16 protein-coding genes are annotated in these 25,892 nt (G+C 61.8%); 7 read left to right on the plus strand and 9 right to left on the minus strand.

The annotated features are described in order from the left end of the window. Window positions 1-20 precede the first annotated feature (20 nt). Together aruF and AC19YR_RS00100 are read right to left on the minus strand one after the other, a co-directional pair. A complete protein-coding gene (gene aruF / locus AC19YR_RS00095; RefSeq protein WP_500596689.1) occupies window positions 21-1,040 on the minus strand; it encodes an arginine/ornithine succinyltransferase subunit alpha in 1,020 nt (339 codons plus the stop codon). A 138-nt stretch (window positions 1,041-1,178) separates the two neighbouring features. Continuing rightward, complete coding sequence (locus AC19YR_RS00100; RefSeq protein WP_095108165.1) at window positions 1,179-2,399, minus strand: aspartate aminotransferase family protein; 1,221 nt, start codon at window positions 2,397-2,399, stop codon at window positions 1,179-1,181. Window positions 2,400-2,708: 309 nt separating this feature from the next. Here AC19YR_RS00100 and AC19YR_RS00105 point away from each other — a divergent pair, with 309 nt between their 5' ends. Further along, the gene (locus tag AC19YR_RS00105; RefSeq protein WP_500596691.1) at window positions 2,709-7,793 is read left to right on the plus strand and encodes a dermonecrotic toxin domain-containing protein; all 5,085 of its coding nucleotides are present in this window, start codon (window positions 2,709-2,711) and stop codon (window positions 7,791-7,793) included. A gap of 98 nt (window positions 7,794-7,891) precedes the next feature. Next, window positions 7,892-13,804, plus strand: a complete 5,913-nt coding sequence (locus AC19YR_RS00110) for a dermonecrotic toxin domain-containing protein (protein WP_500596692.1) — start codon at window positions 7,892-7,894, stop codon at window positions 13,802-13,804. A gap of 91 nt (window positions 13,805-13,895) precedes the next feature. Here the strand turns inward: AC19YR_RS00110 and argR are convergent, their stop codons facing one another. The 6 genes from argR to AC19YR_RS00140 form a co-directional block, all read right to left on the minus strand. Further along, on the minus strand, window positions 13,896-14,876 hold the full coding sequence (argR, locus tag AC19YR_RS00115) for a transcriptional regulator ArgR (protein WP_095108162.1): 981 nt from the start codon (window positions 14,874-14,876) through the stop codon (window positions 13,896-13,898). A gap of 102 nt (window positions 14,877-14,978) precedes the next feature. Continuing rightward, complete coding sequence (locus AC19YR_RS00120; RefSeq protein WP_095108161.1) at window positions 14,979-15,743, minus strand: ABC transporter ATP-binding protein; 765 nt, start codon at window positions 15,741-15,743, stop codon at window positions 14,979-14,981. Window positions 15,744-15,770: 27 nt separating this feature from the next. After that, the gene (locus AC19YR_RS00125; RefSeq protein WP_095108160.1) at window positions 15,771-16,883 is read right to left on the minus strand and encodes a succinylglutamate desuccinylase/aspartoacylase family protein; all 1,113 of its coding nucleotides are present in this window, start codon (window positions 16,881-16,883) and stop codon (window positions 15,771-15,773) included. Between the two features lie 2 nt (window positions 16,884-16,885). Continuing rightward, window positions 16,886-17,584, minus strand: coding sequence for an ABC transporter permease (locus AC19YR_RS00130; RefSeq protein WP_095108159.1), 699 nt, complete (start codon window positions 17,582-17,584; stop codon window positions 16,886-16,888). Beyond that, window positions 17,581-18,270 carry an ABC transporter permease gene (locus tag AC19YR_RS00135; protein ID WP_095108158.1) on the minus strand — a complete coding sequence of 230 codons (690 nt, stop codon included), beginning with the start codon at window positions 18,268-18,270 and terminating at the stop codon, window positions 17,581-17,583. Before AC19YR_RS00135 ends, AC19YR_RS00130 begins: the two co-directional genes overlap by 4 nt. 91 nt (window positions 18,271-18,361) lie before the next feature. Continuing rightward, window positions 18,362-19,135, minus strand: a complete 774-nt coding sequence (locus AC19YR_RS00140) for an ABC transporter substrate-binding protein (protein WP_095108157.1) — start codon at window positions 19,133-19,135, stop codon at window positions 18,362-18,364. A 134-nt stretch (window positions 19,136-19,269) separates the two neighbouring features. Here AC19YR_RS00140 and AC19YR_RS00145 point away from each other — a divergent pair, with 134 nt between their 5' ends. Then, the gene (locus AC19YR_RS00145; protein ID WP_141233955.1) at window positions 19,270-19,719 is read left to right on the plus strand and encodes a hypothetical protein; all 450 of its coding nucleotides are present in this window, start codon (window positions 19,270-19,272) and stop codon (window positions 19,717-19,719) included. Window positions 19,720-19,730: 11 nt separating this feature from the next. On the opposite strand, the gene acs is transcribed toward AC19YR_RS00145, so the two are convergent. Next, window positions 19,731-21,686, minus strand: coding sequence for an acetate--CoA ligase (acs, locus tag AC19YR_RS00150; RefSeq protein WP_095108156.1), 1,956 nt, complete (start codon window positions 21,684-21,686; stop codon window positions 19,731-19,733). A gap of 415 nt (window positions 21,687-22,101) precedes the next feature. On the opposite strand from acs, the gene AC19YR_RS00155 reads away from it, so the two are divergent. The 4 genes from AC19YR_RS00155 to AC19YR_RS00170 all read left to right on the plus strand — a co-directional run bounded on the left by AC19YR_RS00155 (window position 22,102) and on the right by AC19YR_RS00170 (window position 25,869). Continuing rightward, window positions 22,102-22,365: a DUF2790 domain-containing protein gene (locus AC19YR_RS00155; RefSeq protein ID WP_095108155.1), complete on the plus strand. Its 264-nt coding sequence runs from the start codon at window positions 22,102-22,104 to the stop codon at window positions 22,363-22,365. Window positions 22,366-23,071: 706 nt separating this feature from the next. After that, window positions 23,072-24,319, plus strand: a complete 1,248-nt coding sequence (locus AC19YR_RS00160; protein ID WP_095108154.1) for a ribonucleotide-diphosphate reductase subunit beta — start codon at window positions 23,072-23,074, stop codon at window positions 24,317-24,319. Window positions 24,320-24,516: 197 nt separating this feature from the next. Further along, window positions 24,517-25,443: a hypothetical protein gene (locus AC19YR_RS00165; RefSeq protein ID WP_500596696.1), complete on the plus strand. Its 927-nt coding sequence runs from the start codon at window positions 24,517-24,519 to the stop codon at window positions 25,441-25,443. 108 nt (window positions 25,444-25,551) lie between these two features. Next, window positions 25,552-25,869, plus strand: coding sequence for a helix-turn-helix domain-containing protein (locus AC19YR_RS00170; protein WP_500596698.1), 318 nt, complete (start codon window positions 25,552-25,554; stop codon window positions 25,867-25,869). Window positions 25,870-25,892 lie beyond the last annotated feature (23 nt).

A 25,892-nucleotide genomic window follows, 5' to 3' on the forward strand; every position in this document is an offset into this window, starting at 1 on the left:
AACTCGCTGCTGTAAAGGCGTTAAACCGCCACCAGGCGCACGCTGGCACCTTCGCCGACGCCCAGGGCCTCGGCGGCTTGCAGATCCAGGGTCACGGGTTTACCCGGCGCCCAGTCCAGCTCCAGCAACACCGCGCGGTAGTCCTGCAACTGGCAGTTGGAAACCAGGTAAGGCCGGGTGCCGCCCTTGCCGGTCTCGCCGATTTTCACCGGCACCACACGGCTCTGGGCGATGGAACGGATGCTCGACACCCGTGCATGCAGGGTCGGGCCACCGTCGAAGATGTCGATGTAGTGGTCGGTCTCGAAGCCTTCGCGCATCAGGATGTCGAAGGTGATCTGCGCCCGCGGGTGCACCTGGCCCATGGCCTCCTGGGCCGAGTCGGGCAGCAAGGGTACGTAGATCGGGTAGTGCGGCATCAGTTCGGCGAGGAAGGTGCGGCTCTTGAGCCCGCACAGGCGCTCGGCGGCAGCGTAGTTGAGGTCGAAAAAGTTGCGCCCGATGGCGTCCCAGAACGGCGACTCGCCGTGCTCGTCGCTGTAGCCGACGATTTCGGTCACCACCGAATCGGCAAAGCGCTCCGGGTGGCTGGCGACGAACAGCAGCCGCCCGCGGGAGTTGAGTTCCGACCAGGGCGAACCCACCAGCTCGGGCACCACGTAGAAACTGGTCAGCAGGCTGTTGCCGGTCAGGTCGTGGCACTGGGAGAGCACGTGGATCTTGTTGTGGATCTTCAGCTCGCGGGAGGCGTGCACGAAGGTTTCGTTGCGAAAGCTGTAGAACGGCTCGGAATAGCCGGCCGAGGCGACGATGGCCGAACAGCCCACCAGTTTGCCAGTGGCGCTGTCTTCGAGGACGAAGAAGTAGCTTTCTTCACCGTTGAAGCTGACTTCGGCGGCGAACGAGGCTTCGCTGGCCGCGATCTTGTCGCTCAGGCGTTCGACATCATCCGGCAGGGACGTGACACCAATCGGGCTGTCCGCGGCCAGACGCTGTACCTCGCCCAGATCAGCCATTTGCGCGGGGCGCATCACCAGCATGGTGTCACTCCTTAACTTGAAAAAACCTACAGAGGAAAAAATGCCGGGCCATGGACCTGGTTCAACCCAGATACGGTGTGGCAGCCCGGCACAAAAAATGGGTTTCGCTGCCCGGTTGCCCGGGCAGCGAAAGGTCTATCAGGCTTGCGTGAGCTTTTGCACGGCGCGCTCGAAGCGGGCCAGGCCTTCTTCGATGTCGGCCTCTTCCACCACCAGGCTTGGGGCAAAGCGCACCACATCGGGGCCGGCTTGCAGGATCATCAGGCCTTCACGCTCGGCGGCGTTGAAGATGTCCTTGGCCTTACCCTTCCAGGCATCGCTGAGCACGCAGCCCAACAGCAGGCCGAGGCCACGGACCTGGGTGAACAGGCCGTATTGCTCGCCGATCTGTTCCAGGCGCGCCTTGAACTGCGCGTGCTTGGCCTTGACCCCAGCGAGCACCTGCGGGGTGTTGATGACGTCGATCACCGCTTCCGCCACCGCGCATGCCAGCGGGTTGCCGCCGTAAGTGGTGCCGTGGGTGCCGACCACCAGGTGCTTGGCCAGCGCTTCGCTGGTCAGCATCGCGGCGATGGGGAAACCGCCGCCCAGGCTCTTGGCGCTGGTGAGGATGTCCGGCGTCACGCCGTAGTGTTGGTAGGCGAACAGCTCGCCGGTGCGGCCCATGCCGGTCTGCACTTCGTCGAATACCAGCAGCGCGTCATGGGCGGTGCACAGTTCGCGGGCGCCTTGCAGGTAAGCCAGTTCGGCCGGCAGCACGCCGCCTTCGCCCTGGATCGGCTCCAGCACTACGGCGCAGGTCTTGTCCGAGATGGCGGCTTTGAGGGCGGCCAGATCGTTGAACGGAACGTGGGTGATACCGGTGATTTTCGGCCCGAAACCGTCGGAGTACTTGGACTGGCCACCGACGTTGACGGTGAACAGGGTGCGGCCGTGGAAGCTGTTGAGGGCGGCGATGATTTCGTATTTTTCTGCGCCGAACTTGTCGAAGGCTACGCGGCGCGCCAGCTTGAAGGCTGCTTCGTTGGCTTCGGCGCCGGAGTTGCAGAAGAACACGCGCTCGGCGAAGGTCGCGTCGATCAACTTGTGGGCCAGGCGCAGGGCCGGCTCGTTGGTGAACACGTTGGACACGTGCCACAGCTTGTTCGCCTGCTCAGTCAAGGCACCGACCAGCGCCGGGTGGGCGTGGCCCAGGACGTTCACCGCGATGCCGCCGGCGAAGTCGATCAGCTCGCGGCCGGACTGGTCCCACACGCGCGAGCCTTGGCCACGCACGGGGATGAACGCGGCAGGGGCGTAGTTGGGAACCATAAGCTGATCGAAATCGGCGCGTTGTACCGCAGCGTGCTCAACGGACATCGGAGTCTCCTGGTAAGGAACACTCGCCTGGAACTGGCGAGCGATGAAAGGGATTGTAAGGACAGTTTTCAGCCCGGCCTTGCCGCCAAGCGACAACTTCTTATAGCGCGAACCCCGGTTTTCCCCGGGTTTACGGCAATGCGACATATAGCGTCGCAAAGGCGCAGTTTAAACTGCCCGCCGCCTTTATAGGCAGCGCCGGGGGATTTGATTTCAAGCGCGCAGGCCTTCCCGATAACTATGTAGCGCCCCTGTCCGATAGCGCTTTGCTTTCCTAGTCGCCCCTCCAGGCACGACAAGGATTGAACAATGCCTCACCCACACACACCGGACCTCGGGACCAGCGCCCCGCCCCTGCACGCGCCATCCCACTACCACTTACTACTGGATGCGGTGCCCGACTGGCTGCGCAATGCCCCGCCGGCCCGGCGCCAGGCCTTGGCCCGTGCCCGCACGCAGGTGCCGCCCTGGCACGCCAGCGCAACGCCTGACCAACACCAGCAGTTGCAGCAACTCAACAACGCCCACTGGAGCGCGCAAAACCAGGTCGACGAACTACTGGCCCAAGTACAGGACATCAACGCCTTCGCCGAACCCCTGCTCATCGCCGCGCTCAAGGCCCAGCACGGGCTGGATCTGGACGTTCGCCGCACCTTCCTGCAACTGTACATTCCGGCGACCGCCGAGCCCTTCCCCATCCCAACCGGCGCCACGCGTACCTGGACGGTGTCACTGCTGGCGGCGGCCCTGCATAACTTTGAAGCCGACGAAGCCGAGGAAGACGCGTTCGACGCCCACTCCGACTACATCAGTGAGCCCGACCGGCTCAACCAGTACGACATTCTCCCAGGCATCAAGCAGCGCCTGCCGATCGCCGCGTTCGTCCGCCTGTGCAGGGCGCTGGACATTGGTCAGCGTTACCAGGCCTACCTGGAACGCCAGCTGGGCGTGACCGATGCGACGCTGAACGCCACCCTGCGCGCCAGCGTCGGCCGTAGCCAGAAAGCCGCACTAAAGGCCGCGCTGCACCTGGCACGGATGCAAAACGAAATCAGCCAGGACAGTTTTCACGCCCTGCGCCGCTACCTCGACGGCCACCCGGACGTCACCCTCGATGGTCAGCCTCTGTGCCATCACGACCTGGCGATCATGTCCAGCAGGTTGACCGGGATCGTGCTGTTCGGTGCCGATTTTGAACAGCACGATCAAGTGCTCAAAATCGTGGCGTACGTTCCCGACGACCCGGCGCACCCGCTCCGCGAATATGAGTCCGCAGCGGCGTTCACCGAAGAACTGGTTCGCCAACTACGTGAGCCCGACTATCAGCATTTTTTCAGCCGTTTCGTCGCCCAGCAGGACCGCCCGCCGTTCTTTGCGGGCCTGCAACAGCGCCTGAGCCGGGTCACCTGGCATCGCCATGTGCCCGGCAGCCCACTGCCCTCGTGGCGCGCCGAACCCATTGAGCGGCCGAACCTGCAACTGTCGGCCCTCGCCGTGCGCGAAGACCTGTGGCTGCACCTGCATCACAGCAAGCTGGACAAGATCCTCAACGACGCCCGGGTACTCGCCGTGCCCACTGCAACCGTCGACAGCCAAGTGCGCTGGGCCTTGTGGGACACCTTCACGAAAATTGCCAGTTCGGTGCTCAACGCAGCCTCGATGCTGCTGGCACCGTTCGTGCCACTCCTTGGCGAGGTGATGCTCGCCTACATGGCTTATCAGTTGCTGGATGACACCTTCGAATCTGTCGTCGACTGGGCCGAGGGCCAGAGGCAGCAGGCGTTCGAGCATCTCATGGAGGTGGTGGAGTCCATCGTCCAGCTTGGCACCCTGAGCGTAGGCGGGGCGGTTGCCGCCGACGCCTTTCGCGACGCCCTGCCGGCACCAGTGCAGGCCTTTATCGACCGGCTCAAGACAGTAACCGCCAGCGACGGCAAGCTGCGCTACTGGCAGCCCGACCTCGCCCCCTATGAAACCACCCTGCGCCCCACCCCCGGTGCCCGGGCCGACAGCCTCGGGCTGCACGCGGCCGAGGGCAAGCAACTGCTGACCCTTGAGGGCAAAACCTACGCGGTGACGCATGACCCGCTGACCGGCGAGCACCGCATCACGCACCCGCAACGCCCCCACGGCTACCGCCCCAAACTGCGCCATTACGCCCAAGGGGCCTGGCAAACCGAACTGGACCAGCCCCTGGAATGGGACAGAGGCACGGTGCTGCGGCGCATGGGCCTCAACGCCGGGCGCCTGACCGCCAGCGAAAGCGAAGAACTGCTGCGCTTTAGCGGCTATCACGAAGACGTGCTGCGCAAGATGCACGTTGAGCACGAGCCGGCCCCGCCCCTGCTCGCCGACATGCTCACGCGCCTTAACATCGACAAGGACATCCAGGCGCTGATCGAGCAGCTCAAGAGCGACGACCCCGCGCTCTATCACCAGGCCGACATCCAGTCCCAACTGCACCTGATGACCAACTACGGCTTGTGGCCCGAGTCCAAGGCGCTGCGCGTGGTGGACACCGACGGCAATAGCCTGTGGACTTTCAATGCCGATCGCGGGTTGCCGGTCATCCAGGTCAGCACTGAACACTTCAACAACGGCCACTTCCTGCAAGCGGTTCTGAGCGCGCTGGATGACACTCAAATCAAAGCGTTGTTCGGCGAAAACTTCGGCGCCCCCACCCTCAGCCTCCAGGCCCGCACGCGTCAGTTGCGCAAGGCCCTGGCACAGACCGCCGAGAACAAACGCGCCTCAATTTTTGAAGCACGCTACCGGGGCGTGGAGCACTCCACCGACCCACGGGTGCAGACCCTGGTCGCCGCCGCACCCGGCCTGCCCACCGCCGTCGCCGAGGAACTGCTGCACAACGCCAGCGCCGCGCAACTGACCGAGCTGGACCAAGGCCGCTTACCCGCCTCCTGGACCGAAGCGAGCCGTGCAGCCCTGTTGCAGGTTCGCGTGTCGCGCGCCTACGAGGGGTTGTACCTCAAGTCATTCGAGAACACCGACAGCCATCGCCTTGCACTGCATTCGTTGCCTAATCTGCCCGGGTGGCTGGCCGACACCAGCATCAGCGTGCGCGATTATTCATTCGACGGCGCCCTGAGCGATCGTATCGGCCCCCCTCAGGCCAGTGTCCAGAAGGTTTTGGTGCGCCTGGACGATGGCCGCTACCAGGCTTACGACGACCGGGGCCAGACCCTGCACGCCGCCAGCGAGTTCCACGATGCGATCTTGCAAGCCTTGCCGGACGAGCACCGCCGCGCCCTGGACCTGCACATCGGCCAGGGCGAGCGTCTGCGCCAGAGCTTGCGCGACCATGCGCTGGATCGCGAAAACCTGGGCCAGTTGCTGGAGCAGCAGCCCATCCGCAAACCCGCATACGACCCGGACTTGATGCGCCTACCCGGTGGCATGGAAGGCTACGGCCAACTGAGCGTTGGCTACACGGCCTTGCAAATGCGAGCCAAACAGTTGTTCCCCAGTTTCGGCCGCCAGCGTATTCAGGCCTTCTTGTATGCCCTGCAATCCACCTCGGCCGGCGCCCTGGCCAGCCTGGATCGCCTAGAGCAGGAGTTTGCCGAACTCACCGCAACGCTGGCCAAGTGGGTTGTCACCCCTCCCCAAAAACACCCCATCACCGCCAAGCTCATCAGCGACAGCGAACGGGTGCTGCAACAACTCACCCGACGCCGCTTCATGGCCAAGGTCAAAGCCTCCTGGCGGCAAAACGTCCAGCATGAGTTCCTCCACGACCAACAGCACTTGGAGCTGCGTTTTTCGGAGGACCTCATCGGCGAATTGCCGCAACTCCCCTGCGACTTCAGCCACCTCACGGTGCTGGCGCTCAAAGGCAACAATGCCACGCTGGGGGCCCATGGGTTACTGCTGCGGTTCCCCAACCTGCATCGCCTGGAGCTCGATAGCATTGCGCTGGGCACTCTGCCCGGCGCACTCGAGCACATGCCCCAGCTCAAGGAGTTGCTGCTGACCCATTGCCAACTGCAACTGACCACCGCCACCCGCGGGCAACTGGCGACCCTGACCGGGCTGGAGATCCTGGATCTGTTCGGCAACCCGCTTGAACTGTCCCCCGATGTCAGCGCCATGGACAACCTGCAGTACCTGGATCTAAACCGTACGCACATCCGCGAACTGCCCAACGGTTTGCTTAGCCGGACACGGCTGATTAGCGCACGGCTTCGCAACAACAACCTGCAGCAGTTGCCGCCTGCGCTGTTCAGCAACCACCTGACGTTCGCCGATGAGCTGGAGTTGGGCAACAACCCTTACCCCGAAGCCGTGCGCCAGCGTATCCGCGCACACTTTCAAGCCACCGGGCACAATTTCGGGGTCGAGGCCGCGATGCCCGATATACAACGAGTTCAAGCGCTTTACCCCAAGTTCACCCAGAACGACGCCAGCCGCTTCTTCTATCGTTTGCCCGGCGACACTCAAGGAGCCCGCCAGGCATTGACAGCCCTAGAGGCCGAGTTCGAAAAACTGGGGGACGACTTGCAAGCCTGGACCGTCGCGGTGCCAGGCGACCATTTGGTCCTTGGGCGGGCGTTGAGCGCCACAGAAGTTGCCCAACAACAGGCCCTGCGCCTGGAGTTTTCTAATCAGCTCAAAATATGCTGGCGGCGCCTGAGCGAGCGTGACAGCGAGGACACAGACCTCCTGGTACCCGGCCACATGCTCTCCGCCAGCCTATCGATCATGGGCGAACTGCCCGCACTCACGGCGGACTTCAGCCACGTCACCTACCTCTCGTTGCACAGTAATGGCCTGCTGCTGGAAGTCGATCGCTTCCTGGCCCTCTTTCCCAACCTGGACAACCTGTACCTACACAACCTCCAACTGGACGTGGTACCGAGCGCCGTTTCAAGGCTGGGCAACCTCGTGGCCCTGGACATCGTGCATTGCTCCCTGCGGCTTACGCCACAAACTGCCGGTTGGCTAGCCGAGCTTGAACAGTTGGAGTACCTGGACCTGAGCCACAACCGCCTCGGCCAAACGCTGGACGTGAGCAAAATGAGCGCACTGATAGAGCTGTCGCTGCAAAACACTGGCACCACCGAAATCCCCAAGGGCCTGCTGACCATCGAGGGCTTGCAGAAAGCCGACTTGAGCAACAACAACATCAGCGAAATCCCTGACGACCTCTTCGAAATACCCGCCCAGGTCAGCGAGAACTTTGACTTGCGCCGCAACCCTCTGTCCGAACAGAGCCTGACACGGCTCAAGCACTACTACCGCCAGACCGGCGTGCAGTTGAACGTCAACCTGAGCAACCCGATGGAAATCAACCTGGGCACCGAACAGTTCCCCAACTACGGCGACCCCACGGCCGGCGTCATCGTCGACCCGGTCGTACAGCCGATCGAGGAATAGGTTTTTAGCGGCAAGCGGCGAGCTTCAAGCGGCAAGACATCACGGATGAGCCTGCCGCTTGCCACTCCCCATATTCATTACCTGACAAGGACGACCTCATGTCTCTTCCCCCCCTTCCCCCCGTGCGCTTTCGCGACCTGCACCGCGAGATTCTTCAGAACGCCATTCCCCAATGGCTGGGCGAGGCCTCAGCGCATAAGCAGGCCGCGCTCAAAGCCGCGCCAGTGGTTATTGCCGACTGGTACGCCAGTGCCTCGGGCGAGCAGCATCGGCAACTCAAACCCTTGATCGCCCAGGCCTGGACCACACAGAACCTGGTCGACAAGGCCCTGCAAGACCTGCAAAGCCCCGAGGACTTCGCCAGCGAGCGCCTGCAACTGGCCCTGAAAAGTCGCTTCGGTATCGAGCAGGATGTGGCGACCATTTACCTGCGCCTCTACGTGGCGGCGCCGCTTTCTGCCTTCTCGATCGCCGCCAACGCCAGCCGAGTGCGCACCCTGTCATTGCGCGATGCGGCGCTGCACAACTTCGAGCAGGCCGAGACCCTGGCCGATGCCTACGACCCCAACTCCCGGTTCATCAGCCGCCCCGACGCCAACGGCCTGTTCGAGAGCCTCTCGGCCATCAATGCGCGGCTCAGTGTGCCAACCTTCGCCCGCCTGTGCCGGGAGCTGGACATCGGCGCCCAGTACCAGCGCTACCTCAAGCAATACCTGGGGCTGGACAACCCCGTGGCCGACGCGCGCCTACGCGGCAAAGTGCGCGACAGCCAAGTGGCGGCCCTGAAGGTCGCCCTGCAGATGGCACTGATGAAAAACGACATTCCTGCCAGCACCTATTCATCGCTGCACTTCTTGCTCGACGGCACGCCCCCTCTGGAAGCAGGCTGCGAACCCCTGTTGTGCCACGACCTGTACCTGATGTCGGCGAGGATGACCGGCATCGTGCTGTTCGCCCCGGACCTTGAGCACAGCCAGGGCGTAGCGCCGGTGATCGCCTACATCCCTGAAGACCCTCAGCACCCGCTCAAGCACTACCCGTCCAGCGCCGACTTCATGCAAGACCTGCTCGCCCGCTTGCGCACACCGCAGTACCAGAAGTTTTTCAGCCGTTTTGTGGAGCATTCGATACGCCCACATTTTTTTGCCGACCTCAACAACCGCCTCAGCGCCATCACCTGGCATCCCCATTCCCCGGGCGACCCGCTGCCGACATGGCGCGAAGAACCTATCGAGCGCCCCAACCTGCAACTGAGGGCCGTGAAGTTCGACGACGAGTTGTTCAAACATCTGTATGAGGCTCAGTTCAATGCCCTGATAAACGACGCCCAGAGCATCGCCGTCGCCACCGCCCGCGCTGACCAGCAGGCACGCTGGCGGCGCTGGGACGCTGTGGCGAAAATCGCCAGCGGCCTGTTGGAGGTCGCAGCGTTCATCGCGACGCCCTTTGTCCCACCCATGGGCCTGTTGATGCTCGGCTACAGCGCCTACCAACTGCTGGACGAGACCATCGAAGGCATTGTCGACTGGGCCGAAGGCCAACGCAGCAAAGCCTTCGAACACCTGATGTCGATCGCCGAGCAACTGGTTCAGCTCGGCTTGTTCGCCACAGGCCTGCCCCTGGCCGAAGACGTGTTGCGCAAGACGCTCTCGCCCCAGCTGTGGGCGTTTTTCGACCGACTCAAACCGGTCACCTCGACAGACGGCAAGACCCGTTTGTGGCAACCGGACCTCAGCCCTTACGCCCATGACCTGCAACTGGCCAAGCACTCGCGCCCCGACACCCAGGGCCTGCACACCTTGCGCGGGCAACAGGTGCTGCCCCTGGCCGGCAAGCACTATGTGGTCGCACCGGACCCAGCCAGCGCCCGTCCGCACCTGCTCCACCCCTTGCGCCCCGAAGCCTACCGCCCCCTCGCCCGCGGCAACGGTGAAGGCGCCTGGTTGGGCACCGAGGAAAACCCACTGGCGTGGAATGACAGCACCCTGATGCGGCGCCTGGGCTACCACGCGGACGGCTTGAGCGACAGCCAACTGGCGCAAGTGCGCCACATCAGCGCCACCGACGCCGATGCACTGCGCAAACTGCACCTCAATCAAGAGCCAATGCCGCCGCTGCTCAAAGACAGCCACAAGCGTTTTGTGATCGACCAGGCCCTGGGGGAATTCATCGCCCAGCTCAACAGCGACGACCCGGCGGTGTATGCCTTAGCCGATAAACAGACCCAGGTCATGCTGCTCAGCCACTATGGCCTGCTGCCGCGCAGCAAGACCCTGCGCTTTCTCGACGGCCAGGGAAAAACCGCCTGGGAACTGGCCGGCGACCCGGACGCCAGCGTGGTACAGATCCACGAGGCTCAGTTGGACAATGGCGAGTTTTTGTCCACCGTCCTGCAAAGCCTGAGCGAACCGGAGCGCAAGGTGCTGCTGGAAGAGGAATTCGGCTACCCAGCAACCTCGCTGCAAGCGCGCACGCAAAAGCTACGCAAGCGGCTCGCCAGCCTGGCCCAGGGCAAACGGACATCGCTGTTCGATTCACGTTACCGCACCCAGGAATACACCCAGGACCCCAGGCTGACGACCCTTATCGACACCACACCGGGCCTGCCCCTGAGCGCCGCCGAGGAGCTGCTGAGTAACGCCAGCGCCGCTGACCTCAAGCAAATCGACGCCGGGCGCGTGCCCACGCACCTGGTCGAACTCGCCCGCTGGGCACGCCTTGAAGTACGCATCAGCCGCGCCTACGAGGGGCTCTACCTGGCGAGTGTGGACAACCCCGACACCGATAGGCTGGCGCTGCATTCTCTGCAGCAACTGCCGGGCTGGCCCACAGATGTGTGCATTCAAGTCAAGCAATACTCGGCCGGCGGCCGCAACCGCGAGATCATCGGCAATCCTTACGGGGCCGTGCAGCGGCTGTTGATCGCCACCGAGGACGGCCACTACATCCCAGCCGACGCCAAGGGCCCGCTGTTTGGCCAGACCGACCTGTACACCGCAATTCTCCAGGCCTTGCCCGATGCCGCGCGTGATGCCCTGAAAATCCACATCGCCCAAGGCCCGCAGCTCAAGCAGGGCATCATCCGACACGCCATCGACCGTACGCGCCTGCGCGCCCTGCTGGCCGCAGAACCGGTGCGCAAGCCGACCTATGACCCACGCCTCATGCGCCTGCCCGGCGGAATGGAAGGTTACCGTGCCGCACCTACGCCAGGGCCAAGCCAAGGCCCGTCCCTGGAGCAGCAAGTGCATCAGTTGTTCCCGGCCTGGTCCCCGGAACAGATCCGCGACCTAAGCGTCAATTTGCGCCGCGTACCCGGCGGAGCTCAGTCGGCACTGGCCAGCCTGCAACACGAATACCTGACCCTGGATCAGGACATTGCCGTGTGGGAAAACAACGTGCGCCGCCCCTCCCTCGGCCCCAACCTGCAACTGCGCCAACAGCAACATGCCTACGAACGCCAGACCCGCCGGCTCTGGGGCCAGGAGCTGCGGCGCGCCTGGCGCCATGAAACCGCGCTCGACGACTACTACGAACCGCCCACGCGCAATGGCCGCACCCTGCACCTGGGGACTTCGCTGGAAAGTGAGTTGCCGCTGCTCAGCGTAAGGTTCGAGTACATCTCCCACTTGACCCTGGAAGGCAACAACCTGCCTCTGGGCAACCTCAATGCCTTCTTGCAGGGATTTCCACGGCTGCGCTTTTTGGCCATCCGCAGCATTCCCCTGGGCGAGCTGCCGCCCGCAGTCTTCGACATGACCACCCTCAACGAGCTGGTGCTCAGTGAGTGCAACATCACCCTCACCGCCGACAGCCAGCGCCGACTGACGGCCATGCCACGCCTGAAAACCCTGGACCTGTTCAGCAACCCCTTACACCTGACCCCTAGCGTGGAAAACATGCCAGACCTGGAATACATCGACCTGGAGGGCACCAGCATTGCCCAGTTCCCGCCCGGCCTGAGCAACCGCCCGCACCTGCAAACAGCAATCCTCTCCAACAACCGGATCGAAGAGTTGCCCGCCGCACTGTTCGACCTGCCAACGCGTACCAGCGAGCGCTTCGACCTGGGCAACAACCCGCTGTCGCGTGCGACGCTGGAACAAGTCAAAGCCTACTGCCATCGAACCGGCCAATACTGGGAAGCCGACGCCCCCGCCGCCGACCGAGCCCAGGTCCAGGCCCTGTATCCCACCTTCGGCCATCAGGACATCAACCGTTTTATCTACGGCCTGCCCGGCAACCTGGAAATGGGGACCATCGAGCTGGCGCGCCTGGAGGTGGAGTACGCACAACTGGAAAACGACTTGAGCCCCTGGATCAGCGACCCGAACGCCAGCGAGGCAACACGCACCGCGCGGTTGGCCTTCAAGAACGAACTCCAGGCCTGCTGGCGCCGAGAAACCGCGCTGGACCCCGACAGCCTGGGCTCTCCCCCCACCCACGAGTTGGCCCTCGACCTCTCGGCCACGGGCCCATTGCCCGAACTGCACGCCGCCTTGGGGCACGTTTCGACGTTGACGCTCAAAGGCGATGGCACCGCCGTGCAGATCGCCAACCTGCTCGGCAACTTCACCGCCCTGGAGCGCCTGAACACGGAAAACCTGTTGTTGGGGAGCATCCCGCCCAGTGTTTTCCAACTGTCACGGTTACGGGGGCTGAGCCTGAACAAGGGCGCCATAGAACTGACTGCGCAATCGGTGCAAGCCCTGGCCGGGTTGCCGCATCTGCAACGCCTGCATCTGGACGACAACCCCATTGGCCTGCTGCCGGATGTGGCGCGCATGCCTCATCTGATCGAGCTCTCCCTGCAAAATACCGGGCTCAACGAGATCAGCACCACGCTGCAAGACGCCCTGCCCAGGTTGACCCTGAAGATGAACCGCAACGCCATCACCCAAGTGCCCGACGAACTCTTTGCCATGCCCGCCGCGGCCACCCAAGGGCTGGACCTTAGCGCCAACCCCTTGTCAGCAGCGACCCTGGAGAAGATAAAAAGCTACTGCCAGGCCAACCGCGTACACCTGGGGGCCGACGCCCCGCCCCAGGACCAAGCGCGCGCCCGCATGCTCTACCCCACGCTCGCGGACGACGACATCAACGGCGTGCTTTTCCAACTGCCGGGTACCCTGGACGACATCTCCCTGCACCTGACGCGCCTGGAAACCGAAGCACAAACGCTCGACGCCGATCTTTCGCAATGGGCGCTGGACGTACCGTTGCAGCACCCTCTGCACGGCACCCCACTGGACGAACAGAGCCGCGCCGCGGAACAAGTCCGGCGCCTGTCTTTTAAGGCACAATTGCAGCGTTGCTGGCACCGCGAACCGCCCCAGGACGCCATGAACCCCCAGCGACTGTTGATCGACACCCACGTCATGGGCGACCTGCCACAGGTAGGCGCCCGTTTCGAGGCCATCACCGAGCTGGAGTTGGTGGGGGACAAATCCGGGATGGACGTCAGTGCGTTTCTCAAGTCTTTCCCGCACCTCAACAGCTTGAGCATCAGCGGCTACGCCCTGCGCGATGTGCCGCAAGTGGTGCTGAACACACCGAGGCTGATCGTCCTGGGCCTGGATGACTGCGATGTCCACCTCAGCGCCTCAAGCGCCGATGCGTTAAGCGGCATGAGCAACCTGGAGTTCCTCGACCTGGAGGAAAACCCGCTGGGCCGCACCCCCGACCTGAGCCATATGCACAAGCTCACCACCCTCTACCTCGGCCACACGGGCCTGACCGAAGTCCCGCCGGGGCTGTTCAGCCTTAGCCAGTTGAGAGCCTTGAACCTGCGCAACAACCTGATCCGCGAGATTCCCTCCGACATCCTGGAACTGCCTACGCCGCTGGACGATGACTCCGACCTGAGCGGCAACCCGCTGTCGGAGCAAAGCCTGGAGTATTTGCGCCAGTACTATGTGCTGACCGGCAACAGCCTGAATGTGGAAGAAGCGACTGTGGCGGCCGATGGCACCCCACTGACACCGCAACCGATGAGGCCGTCAGAGGCTTGAGGCGCGAGGGCCTTACAACCCAGCAGGCACCGAGTTTGCTCGCGATAACGATATTGGGGCGGCCATCGCTGGCAAGCCAGGCTCGGTAGCCTTAACCCCGCTCCGAAGGCACCGAAGACAGCTCAAAAGGGCTGCTGCTACGCCGCTGGTTGCGGTCTTCCCGGGGCGTAGCGCCGAAGAAGTTGCGGTAGGCGCTGGAGAAGTGCGGCCCCGAGGAGAAGCCGCAGGACAGGCCGATCTGGATGATCGACTTACTGGTCTGCATCAACATCTGCCGGGCCTTGTTCAGGCGCAGTTCCAGGTAGTACTGGCTCGGCACTCGGTTGAGGTATTGCTTGAAGATGCGCTCCAACTGGCGCCGCGACACGCACACATGCTGGGCGATTTCGTCGGTGGTCAGCGGCTCCTCAATGTTGGCTTCCATCAGCAAAACCGCCTGGGTCAGCTTCGGATGGCTGGAGCCGAGGCGGTTCTGCAAGGGGATGCGCTGGCGCTCGCCACCTTCACGGATACGTTCGACCACCAATTCTTCCGACACCGCCCCGGCCAACTCCGCGCCGTGGTCGCGGGCCAGCACCGCCAGCAGCAGGTCGAGCACCGACAAGCCGCCACACGCGGTCAGGCGATCGCGATCCCAGTCGAACAAATGGCTGGTGGCAATGACCTTGGGATAACGCTCGGCAAAGTCGTCCTGCCAGCGCCAGTGCACGGCGGCACGGTAGCCGTCGAGCAGGCCCAGTTGCGCCAGGGGATAGACACCGGCAGAGAGACCGCCGATCACACACCCGGCACGCACCAGTTGCTTGAGCGCGCCGCTGAGCGCAGGCACCAGGGCGGCGGGCGGTTCGTCGGCCAACAGAAACAGCTTGTGCAAGCCTTCGAGCTTGCCGGCCCAGGGCTCGCCCGGCAGTTGCCAGGCACCTTCGCCGGGGGCTTCGGCCTGCAAGAACGACAATTGGTAGACCACATCCGGGTGCACCCGCTGAGCAACGCGCAAGGCCTCCTCGGCCAGCGCCAGCGTCAAGGCTTTAGTGCTGGGCCAAATCAGGAAACCAATTCGATGGGCAGTCATGGCGGGCAATCCGAAACGAAAACAGGGTTAAAACGGCGACCCAACCAGGCCAGTGGCCGCGCGCTGCGCAGCATGACCTAATTGGGTGCACAACAGGAACTATTACTTCAGGCTGCCCGAAAGGAACTGTTGCAGACGCTCCGATTGCGGGTTGACCAACACTTCGCGCGGGTCGCCGGTTTCTTCCACCAGGCCTTTGTGCAGGAAGATCAACTGGTTAGACACTTCCCGGGCAAAGCCCATTTCGTGGGTCACCACCACCATGGTGCGGCCTTCCTGGGCCAGGGCCTGCATGACCTTGAGCACATCGCCCACCAGCTCCGGGTCCAGGGCCGAGGTCGGTTCGTCGAACAGCATCACCTCAGGCTCCATCGCCAACGCCCGGGCAATCGCCACACGTTGCTGCTCGCCGCCGGACATATGGCCCGGGTAGGCGTCCTTGCGGTGGGCCACGCCGACCTTGTTCAGGTAGTGCTCGGCTTTTTCCCGGGCCTCGGCCTTGGACACGCCCAACACATGCACCGGCGCTTCCATGATGTTTTCGATGGCGGTCATGTGGGACCACAGGTTGAAGTGCTGGAACACCATCGACAGGCGCGAACGCATGCGCTGCAACTGCTTGGGGTCGGCGGCCTTGAGCGCACCGTCCTTGTTGGCCACCAGTTTGAGCTCTTCGTTATTGAGCAGGATCTTGCCCGCGTGGGGCTGCTCCAACAGGTTGATACAGCGCAAAAAGGTACTTTTGCCGGAGCCACTGGAACCGATGATGCTAATCACATCGCCGGCGGCGGCTTTCAGGGACACGCCCTTGAGCACTTCGTGACTGCCGTAGCGTTTATGCAGGTCTTGGACTTCAAGTTTGTACATGCGGTCGGTTCTCACAAAAACAGTCAGTCAGTCGTTGAGCAAGCGCCCGTGGCGCAGCGCTTCGCGCCCCGCCACCTTGGCCAGCCATAAACCGGGTTGGGCATAACGTTGCCGTTCAACGGCGAACAACACGCCGGATGTGCCGGCGCACACGGTGCTGACCCGATCGGCCAGCGGGTCGATGACCTCGAAAATCTCATCGCCCACCTCGACCCACTCCCCAGGCCGGCGCAGGTAACTCACCACACCCGGGTGCGGGGCGAACAGCAATTGGGTGCCTTCAAAGGGCATGCCTTCGCAGTGCGGGTGGGCGGCGGCAGGCCACTGGCCGCCAATCAAGCCTTGTTCGGCGAGAAATGCCAGGATGCCCTCGGCGTGGGCGCAAGCCTGCTCGCGGGTGGTGTCGGCCTGGCCGCCCAGCTCCACCGTAGTGGCTAGGCACGCCAGGGGAATCTGCGCCTCAGGGAAGCGCCGCGACAAGCGCAGCCACGGCAGCGAGCAGGCTTCATCGAAGGAATTACCGCCCGAATCCTCGGCCAACAAGCCGACTTTTACCCCCAGGTGCGCGGACAAGGAACGCCACTGCGGCCAATGCTGGGGCAAGGCGTACATATGCAGCGCAGCTTCGGCGTCGCAATGCAGGTCGAGCACCACGTCGGCGCTACAGGCGTGGGTCAGCAGCAGGCGTTGCATGCCCTGCAACTGCGTCGCCGCCGGCGGCAGGGCCGCCAGGGTGTCGAGCATGGCCTGGCGGATCAGCCGCACGTTGGCATGGGGGTCATCGCCCAGGTGCCCGTCGAGCTGTTGCGCCACCGGCTCGCTCAACTCGGCGAAATCACGGTTGAAGTTCTTGCCGCTGCCGGCCTCGAAACGGCCCTGGTGGTTGTGGAGCAGCAGTTGCCCCAGGCCCAGCGGGTTGGCCACCGGCACCAGTTCGATGACGCCGTTGAGCAGGCCTTGGGCCTCCAGCTCGCCGAGGCGTTTTTTCAACTCCCACGCGGTGCGCATGCCCGGCAGTTCATCGGCGTGCAAACTGGCCTGGATGTAGGCCTTGCGCTCGCCCTGGCCGAAACGGAACACCGACAGGCTGCGCTCGCTGCCCAAGTGGCTCCAGGGCAATGGATGATCGATACGTTCCATGGTCAGGCCTTACGTGGGGCCATGTAGCCCAGCCAGCGGTGCTCGGCCAGTTTGAACAGGCGCACCAGGATGAAGGTCAGGCACAGGTAGAACACGCCAGCGGTGATGTAGGCCTCAAACGGCAGGTAATACTGGGCGTTGACCGTACGCGCCGCACCGGTGATGTCAATCAGGGTCACGATGGAGGCCAGGCTGGTGGTCTGCAGCATCATGATGACTTCGTTGCTGTACTGCGGCAGCGCCCGGCGCAGGGCCGACGGCAGCAGGATGCGGCGGTACAGCTTATAGCGCGACATGCCCATGGCCTTGGCCGCTTCGATCTCGCCATTGGGCGTGGCCCGCAGGCTGCCGGCGATGATTTCGGCGGTGTAGGCGCTGGTGTTGATGGCAAAGGCCAGGCACGCACAGAAGGTCGCGCTCGACAGCCAGGGCCAGAGGAAACTCTCGCGCACCGCCTCGAACTGGGCCAGGCCGTAGTAGATCAGGAACAGCTGCACCAACATCGGCGTGCCGCGGATCACGTAGGTGAAGAGCCACGCCGTCATGTTCACCACCGGCTGCTTGGAGACGCGCATCAAGCCCAGGGGCAAGGCGGCCAGCAAGCCGAAGAACAGCGAAATGCCCAGCAGTTTCAAAGTGGTCAGCAGCCCGCCCAAGTACAGCGGCAGTGCCTCCCAGATGACGTTGTAGTCGAAGATCATAGATCAGCCGCCCTTACGCCTACCGAGTAGCGCTTCTCAAGGTGACGCAATGCCAGCAGCGAGACACTGGTAATCACCAGGTACATGGCCGCCACTGCAAGGAAGAAGGTGAACGGCTCGCGGGTGGCATCTGCCGCCTGCTTGGCCTTGAACATCATGTCTTGCAGGCCCACCACGGAAATCAGCGCGGTGGCCTTGGTCAGCACCAGCCAGTTGTTGGTGAAACCGGGGATCGCCAGGCGAATCATCTGCGGCACCATGACCCGGAAAAACACCTGCAGGCTGCTCATGCCATACGCCAGGCCCGCTTCGGCCTGCCCCTTGGGGATCGCCATAAAGGCACCACGAAAGGTTTCCGACAGGTACGCACCAAAGATGAACCCCAGGGTGCCGATACCGGCGGCCAACGGATTGAGGTCGATGTAGTCGTCAAAACCCAGCAGCGGCGCCACGCGGTTGAGCAGGTCCTGGCCGCCGTAGAAGATCAGCAGGATCAGTACCAGGTCGGGAATGCCGCGGATCACGGTGGAATACAGGTCGCCCAGCCAGGCCAGCCAGCGCACGGGCGACAGGCGTAGCGAGACCCCGATCAGCCCCAGAACAATGGCCAGAACCATGGATGACAAGGCGAGCTGAAGCGTCAACCATGCGCCATCGAGGATGACAGCCCCGTAGCCTTTCAACATGATTCAGGTCCTCGGAAGTTGGGATGAAAAAATGGCGCAAACCTCAGAAATCCTGTTGCTTGCGCCATTTAGGACTTGTCGCTGCGACGGTTTACTTGCCGTAAATGTCGAAATCGAAGTACTTGTCCTGGACTTGCTTGTATTTGCCGTTCTCGCGAATGGCCAGGATGGCGGCGCTGATCTTGTCTTTCAGTGCGTCACCCTTGCGGACCGCGATGCCAATGCCGTCGCCGAAGTACTTGGCGTCGGTGAAGGCCGGGCCCACGAAGGCGAAGCCCTTGCCAGCGTCGGTTTTCAGGAAGCCGTCGCTGAGCAAGGTGGCGTCGGCCACGGTGCCGTCGAGGCGGCCGGCGGCCACGTCCAGGTAGATTTCGTTCTGGGTGCCGTAGGGAACGATGGTGGCGCCTTTCGGGGCCAGCACTTCCTTGGCGAAACGGTCGTGGATCGAACCGCGCTGCACGCCGATCTTCTTGCCGCTCAGTTCAGTCAAGGCGTCGCTGAGCTCAGCGCCTTCCTTCATCACCAGACGCGCCGGGGTGTTGTAGTACTTGCCGGTGAAGTCCACGGACTTCTTGCGGTCGTCAGTGATGGACATGGACGACAGGATGGCGTCGATCTTGCGCACCTTGAGGGCGGGGATCAGGCCGTCGAATTCCTGCTCGACCCAGACGCACTTGACCTTCATTTCTTCGCACAGCGCATTGCCGATGTCGTAGTCGAAACCGACGATGCTGCCATCCGGCGCTTTGGAGGCGAACGGCGGGTAAGCCGCTTCGATGCCGATTTTCACAGGCTTTTCATCGGCAAAAGTCGGCAGGGACAGCACGGACAGTGCCAGTGCGCCAAGAAGCACGAGTTTCTTCATCTTAGGACTCCATCGGTAAAGGGCGAAAACGGCAAAGTGAGCGATAGCCCAAATATGCGAATGGGTGGAACCTGAAAAGCGCTGCTGCGGCGTAGGACGCTTGAGTCACATTAAACCCAAGCAACGGCGAGCGAGTGATCGGCATTCTAACGACAGGTACTCAGCCGATATTTCTTCAATGCGACAACAATTTACAGAAGCACCGAGAAAACTGGCCAAGCTCATTGACAGCTCTTTTGTTTTGTGCAAGAGCAAAAGACATTGAACCGATCTATGCTGCAAATAGCGGGCCTATTATTCGCAAACCCTTCTATTCCGGCAAGCGCAGCGTTTCATCTTATTTCCCGGCCCGCCGGAATCGGGCTTTTTCGGTGCAAGATGTGTCAGTTCGCCCCGTATTTGGGCGCAGGGTTACACATCCGACTTCAGCGGTAACGATAGGAATCATCCTACCCATAAAACAGATATTTATTGGCTATAGCACCAAGAAGCCCTACACCAAACGTAAGAGTCGTCACGCAAAACCAAAAAACGCATCCACAAAAAAGCCCCGCCCGGGGCTAAACCGGGAGGGGCTCGGGTGACCGTGGCGCGCTTATGCGACGTTCATGGTCTTGTGGGTGTCGATCAGGTGTTGCACCACGCCCGGGTCAGCCAGGGTGGAGATATCCCCCAGGCCGTCGTACTCGGCGGTGGCAATCTTGCGCAGGATGCGCCGCATGATTTTCCCCGAACGGGTTTTCGGCAGGCCGGGCGCCCACTGGATCACGTCCGGTGAGGCAATCGGGCCGATTTCCTTACGCACCCAGTTTTTCAATTCCAGGCGCAGCGCTTCGCTCGGCTCTTCGCCACCATTGAGGGTGACGTAGACGTAAATGCCCTGCCCCTTGATGTCGTGCGGTACACCCACCACGGCGGCTTCGGCGACTTTCGGGTGCGCAACCATCGCACTCTCGATCTCGGCGGTACCCATGCGGTGGCCGGATACGTTAAGCACGTCATCCACGCGACCGGTGATCCAGTAGTAGCCATCTTCGTCGCGACGGGCACCGTCGCCGGTGAAATACATGCCACGGAAGGTCTTGAAGTAGGTGTCAACGAAACGGTCATGGTCGCGGTACAGGGTCCGTGCCTGGCCTGGCCACGAATCGAGGATCACCAGGTTGCCCTCGGCGGCGCCCTCGATGATGTTGCCCAGGTTATCCACCAGCGCCGGCACCACGCCGAAGAACGGACGGGCCGCAGAACCTGGCTTGAGGGCATGGGCACCCGGCAGCGGGCTCATCAGGGTGGCGCCAGTCTCGGTCTGCCACCAGGTATCGACAATCGGGCAGCGCGACTGGCCGACGTTCTTGTAGTACCAGTCCCAGGCTTCCGGGTTGATCGGCTCACCCACCGAGCCCAGCAGGCGCAGGCTGCTGCCATCGACACCTTCGATTGCCGCTTGGCCGGAGGCCATCATGGCGCGGATTGCGGTCGGCGCGGTGTAGAGCACGTTGACTTTATGTTTATCGACAATCTTGCCGACGCGAGTGATATCCGGGTAGTTCGGCACGCCCTCGAACAGCACAGTGGTCGCGCCGTTGGCCAACGGGCCGTAGACGATGTAGGTGTGGCCAGTGACCCAACCGACGTCGGCGGTGCACCAGTAGACCTCGCCGGCGCGGTAGTCGAACACGCGCTCGTGGGTCAGGGCCGCGTAAAGCAGGTAGCCGGCGGTGGTGTGCTGCACGCCCTTGGGCTTACCGGTGGAACCGGAGGTGTAAAGGATGAACAGCGCCTCTTCAGCGCCCATTTCCTTCGGCGCGCACACGCTGCCCGCCACTTTCATCAGGTCTTCGTACCAGATGTCGCGATGCTGGTTCCACTTGATGTCACCGGCGGTGCGCTTGCACACGATGACTTTCTGGATGCTGCTGGTTTCCGGGTTGGTCAGCGCGTCATCGACGTTGCTCTTGAGCGGGATCTTCTTGCCGGCACGGATGCCTTCGTCGGCGGTAATCACCACTTTGGATTTGCAGTCGATGATCCGCCCGGCCAGGGCTTCGGGCGAGAAGCCACCGAACACCACCGAGTGGATCGCACCGATACGCGCGCAGGCCAGCATGGCGACCACGGCTTCTGGAATCATCGGCATATAGATGGTCACCACGTCGCCGCGGTGCACGTCCTGGCCACGCAGGGCGTTGGCGAACTTGCAGACTTCTTCGTGCAGTTCGCGGTAGGTGATTTCGCGGTGTTCGGAAGGGTCATCGCCCTCCCAGATGATCGCCAACTGATCGCCGCGTTCGGCGAGGTGGCGGTCCAGGCAGTTGTAGGAAACGTTCAGGGTGCCGTCGGCAAACCATTTGATGTCCACGTGGTGGTCATCGAAGGAAGTCTGTTTCACCGTGGTGAAAGGTTTGATCCAGTCGAGGCGCTTGGCCTGCTCGCGCCAGAAGCCGTCCGGGTTGACCACCGACTGCTGGTACATGGCCTTGTAGGTCGCCTCATCAGTCAGCGTATTGGCCGCAACCTCGGGACGAACGGGATACAGGGAAGCCGCACTCATCTTTCTTACCTCGGTGACATAGTTGTTTTTGTATGACCCTGTTTTAGCCGGCCCAGCCCTATAGAACCATTCGACGATGGTAGTAACAAACCCCTACAAAACGCTCTAACAAGCCGCCAGAGGCTCAAGCCCGGGGCTTCTGGCTCCCTGTATTTAGCTTGTATTTACCGCAGCAGGCGCCCGCCGGGCGGTTTTTCCAGGGATTGTTACAAAATCTGTCAAAAGTCTTTATCAAAAGCACGGCTATATGAATGCCAGGCGCACGCCTAAAATCAGCCTCGCCAACCCGGCAACGTGATTAACCCAGTTGCAGCCCCCACGAAGGCAGTTAATCCAAATACTTTTTACTTAAGTTCCACACGCAACCTGCAAAAGGTTGCGTGACCCCACTCGACCCAAGAAAGGTAAACCTGAAATGAAAGCGTTATTAGTTCTGGCCCTCAGCAGTCTTTGCGCTACCGCCATGGCTGACGAGACACCAACGCAAGTTGGCAGCCAGGAAGTTCCAGTAGTGGAATACACTTACTCCACCCATCTGGATATCGCCAAAGTTCTTTCAATGAGTGAAATACCGAATGTCTGCGAAGTTGTACCGGCCCGCATGGAATATGAAGATTCCAAAGGCCAGCGGCACATCCTGCAATACAGCGTCATGGGCAACGGTTGCTCTAACGGTTAACGGTTCCCGTCAGGCATGGCGCCCCTTATCGCCACCTTTGCCTGCCACTGCGGCCATCACCCCCGTACAGGGATGACCGACCGCAACCTGACAGCCCGATTTCGGTCGGGCTCAGTTGTGTTTCAAACCGCACCCAGGCGCCAAAAAACACAAGATGTAGTGAAAAACCGGTTTTTTGGTTGTTTTTTGCACAAAAAAAACACCTCGCACAATTTCATCCAAAAACTGAACACAATTGGCCCGCCAAATCCCCCTCGTCGCTCTGTAAGTCACGTCCTACCTGACTTCCCGCGTTTTGCCGCACAACCGCCCCGCCATCGGAACCCAGCCGGCTTGAAAAACCCGTAAAAAAAAACTTCATCGGGCAAAGCCCCATAAACCCTTGCCCCCGCGGGAAAACGCCGTCCGCCGAGGCCTGCCTGAGTGATTTCGCCGCAGCACAGCGACGAAAAAGTCCCTATAATGCGGCCTAAATCGGGCCTGCAATATTCCCTTACAGGCGTCCGGCGCCAACGCAGAAGCGACCTTTGTCACCTGCGCCCATCAAGGCCTCGGAATACCCGTACAACATCTTGTTTTCTTGCCTGCGTTAGCTGATGCAAAAAACGATTCCTTAAGATCCAACGCGGCCCGTTAGGCCGTGTGAAAAACCAACCTCAACAGTTTTCACACGGGCATCTGGCCCTCACGCAGGAGACGACACGTCATGCTGAGCTGGGACGAATTTGACAAAGAAGACGGCGAAGTAGTCGCCAAGGGCGCCAACGCCGGCCACGCCGCCGAAGCCACCATGGACCGCCTCGACAGCGCCGGCGGTGCCGCAGCCCTCCAGGCCCGTGCCGTGACCGCCAACGACTCCGCTGCGATCATCCGTGCCAAAACCGCCCTGGACAACCTCGACATCGCCGAAGGCCTGGCTGAACTCGAAGGCGCTTCCGCCCGCGTGGCCGTCGACGAAAAACGCATGATTAACTGCCGCGCCGACCTCAACCAACTGGTGCCCTTCAAATACGATTGGGCCTGGCAGAAGTACCTGGACGGCTGCGCGAACCACTGGATGCCGCAAGAAGTCAACATGACCGCCGACATCGCCCTCTGGAAAGACCCCGAAGGCCTGACCGACGACGAGCGCCGCATCGTGATGCGCAACCTGGGCTTCTTCTCCACCGCCGACTCCCTGGTTGCCAACAACCTGGTACTGGCCGTGTACCGCCTCATCACCAACCCCGAATGCCGCCAGTACATCCTGCGCCAGGCCTTCGAAGAGGCGATCCACACCCACGCCTACCAGTACTGCATCGAATCGCTGGCCATGGATGAAGGCGAGATCTTCAACATGTACCACGAGATCCCATCGGTGGCGAAGAAGGCTGCCTGGGGCCTCAAATACACCCGTTCGATCTCCGATCCGAAGTTCGAAACCGGCACTGTCGATACCGACAAGGAGCTGCTGCGCAACCTGGTCGCCTACTACTGCGTCCTGGAAGGCATCTTCTTCTACTGCGGCTTTACCCAGATCCTGTCCATGGGCCGTCGCAACAAAATGACCGGCGTCGCCGAGCAGTTCCAGTACATCCTGCGCGACGAGTCCATGCACCTGAACTTCGGCATCGACGTCATCAACCAGATCAAGCTGGAAAACCCACAGCTGTGGGATGCCGAGATGAAAGAAGAGGCCACGCAGATGATCCTGCAAGGCACCCAACTGGAAATCGAATACGCTCGCGACACCATGCCACGCGGCGTGCTGGGCATGAACGCGGCCATGATGGAGGACTACCTCAAGTTCATCGCCAACCGTCGCCTGTCGCAGATCGGTTTGAAAGAAGAATATCCAAACACCACCAACCCGTTCCCATGGATGAGCGAAATCATGGACTTGAAGAAAGAGAAGAACTTCTTCGAGACGCGGGTAACCGAGTATCAAACAGGCGGCGCACTGAGTTGGGATTGATTTCACAACTCACCAGGCACTACCGGGCCAACTAAGCCGGTAACGCAAGTTGTATAAAAGCCTCGCACTCGTGCGGGGCTTTTTTATACCTGGGTAAAACCTGTAGCTGTTATCCAGGCAACTTGTGGAGTTGCACCGCCGCCAATGGCCGGCGACTATAGCGCCCACCTCATTCCCCCCCACAGGACCCCGCGCCCATGAAATTCGATAAAGCGTATTGCCTGAGCCTGGCGGACAAATTGTCGATCTACGACGTGCGGGAGCTGAATTTCGACGAAACCCTGGCTTTCGACTCCACCCACGAACACTTCCTGTGCCCGGACGATGCCTGCCGCGCCGCGTTCCCCCAAAGCAACGTGCTCGGCACCTTCAACGCGCGCAACGTCAACTATGTGCGCACACCCCACTTCAAGAACCTGCCCGCCACCCTGCACCGCGAAGGCTGCCCCTACGGCCAGCGCAAAAACAGCGCAGCAGAGGAAGAAAACCGCGAGGAGCATTTCCCCTCAGAGCTGCTGCTGACCCGGCGCCAGTATTCGCTCCCACCCACGCCGGCCAATCCGCCCGCCGCACTCCCACCACCACCGCGACCTACCGAGCCGCAGGAACGCAGTCCCGCGCCTGATAAGACCAGCGTGTTTGCCCACCCGGTGGAATGCTTTGTGTCGAACATCGGCGACAAGGATTTACTCAAGCGCATGCCCTTGAAGATCGGTGAGCAAACGGCCACTTATTGGACATTCTTCAAGAAGGTCGAATACCTGCAAGACAATAAGGGCTTGATCTACTGGGGCCGGATCAAAGAGATCAAGGACTACACCAGCAGTTTTCGCATCGACTTTGAAAAAAAGGTCTGGGCCGACAAGAAGCCCCACTCGGTGAACATCTACCTGAGCAAACGGCTGATCGAGGGTTACCGCAAACGCAAAGCGTTCCTCGAAGAGATCAAGTACGCCATCGACAGCCAGCGCGAACTGTATTGCTTCTTCTACGGGGTCACTCCGCAACTCAAGCAAGTGCCCAGCAAAAAGAACCCGCAACAAACCTTCGCCGTGTTCAGCGCCGACATCGACAACCTGGACCATTTGATTATCCGCGAGGTGCCCGGCCTGGAGCGGTCCTGAGGGCAGGGCCGATACGCATCAAAAAATCCGTTTGATCCGGTGGCGAAACAACTGTACAAAAACACAGTTGTTTTTTGGTATCGTCTCGCTCGCCATCCGGAGAAAACCATGGCCTCTCTCGCAATGAAAACCACCCTTGAACGCATGGCCCTTTACCAGTTCACCCCACTCCACTGTGTGCAAGCGCGGGAACTGCTGGGCTGGAGCCCGGAGCAGTTATCGCAACGCTCGGGGGTTTCAGTCGCCGCCATCAACCGCTATGAGGCCCAGGGCCGGGTGCTGGATGTCACCCGCCTGGCCCTGGCCTTTTGCCTTGAAACCGAAGGCCTGGTGTTCTTTCCCGGGTTCGCTCCGGGCCGGGGCATGAACATCCAGGGCTCCACGCCCAACCCCATCGGGCGCCCCGACTACGCCTTGATCGAGTGACCCCGCGCCGCCGGTGCTTGCTC

The organism is Pseudomonas sp. MF08817, assembly GCF_059862705.1.

What these genes read in the sequence shown, in the direction of transcription:
- acs (WP_095108156.1), bottom strand. Translation starts at nt 21,686, where the DNA reads ATGAGTGCGGCTTCCCTGTATCCCGTTCGTCCCGAGGTTGCGGCCAAT.
- aruF (WP_500596689.1), bottom strand. Translation starts at nt 1,040, where the DNA reads ATGCTGGTGATGCGCCCCGCGCAAATGGCTGATCTGGGCGAGGTACAG.
- AC19YR_RS00135 (WP_095108158.1), bottom strand. Translation starts at nt 18,270, where the DNA reads ATGTTGAAAGGCTACGGGGCTGTCATCCTCGATGGCGCATGGTTGACG.
- AC19YR_RS00100 (WP_095108165.1), bottom strand. Translation starts at nt 2,399, where the DNA reads ATGTCCGTTGAGCACGCTGCGGTACAACGCGCCGATTTCGATCAGCTT.
- AC19YR_RS00160 (WP_095108154.1), top strand. Translation starts at nt 23,072, where the DNA reads ATGCTGAGCTGGGACGAATTTGACAAAGAAGACGGCGAAGTAGTCGCC.
- AC19YR_RS00155 (WP_095108155.1), top strand. Translation starts at nt 22,102, where the DNA reads ATGAAAGCGTTATTAGTTCTGGCCCTCAGCAGTCTTTGCGCTACCGCC.
- AC19YR_RS00140 (WP_095108157.1), bottom strand. Translation starts at nt 19,135, where the DNA reads ATGAAGAAACTCGTGCTTCTTGGCGCACTGGCACTGTCCGTGCTGTCC.
- AC19YR_RS00105 (WP_500596691.1), top strand. Translation starts at nt 2,709, where the DNA reads ATGCCTCACCCACACACACCGGACCTCGGGACCAGCGCCCCGCCCCTG.
- AC19YR_RS00130 (WP_095108159.1), bottom strand. Translation starts at nt 17,584, where the DNA reads ATGATCTTCGACTACAACGTCATCTGGGAGGCACTGCCGCTGTACTTG.
- argR (WP_095108162.1), bottom strand. Translation starts at nt 14,876, where the DNA reads ATGACTGCCCATCGAATTGGTTTCCTGATTTGGCCCAGCACTAAAGCC.
- AC19YR_RS00125 (WP_095108160.1), bottom strand. Translation starts at nt 16,883, where the DNA reads ATGGAACGTATCGATCATCCATTGCCCTGGAGCCACTTGGGCAGCGAG.
- AC19YR_RS00120 (WP_095108161.1), bottom strand. Translation starts at nt 15,743, where the DNA reads ATGTACAAACTTGAAGTCCAAGACCTGCATAAACGCTACGGCAGTCAC.
- AC19YR_RS00170 (WP_500596698.1), top strand. Translation starts at nt 25,552, where the DNA reads ATGGCCTCTCTCGCAATGAAAACCACCCTTGAACGCATGGCCCTTTAC.
- AC19YR_RS00165 (WP_500596696.1), top strand. Translation starts at nt 24,517, where the DNA reads ATGAAATTCGATAAAGCGTATTGCCTGAGCCTGGCGGACAAATTGTCG.
- AC19YR_RS00110 (WP_500596692.1), top strand. Translation starts at nt 7,892, where the DNA reads ATGTCTCTTCCCCCCCTTCCCCCCGTGCGCTTTCGCGACCTGCACCGC.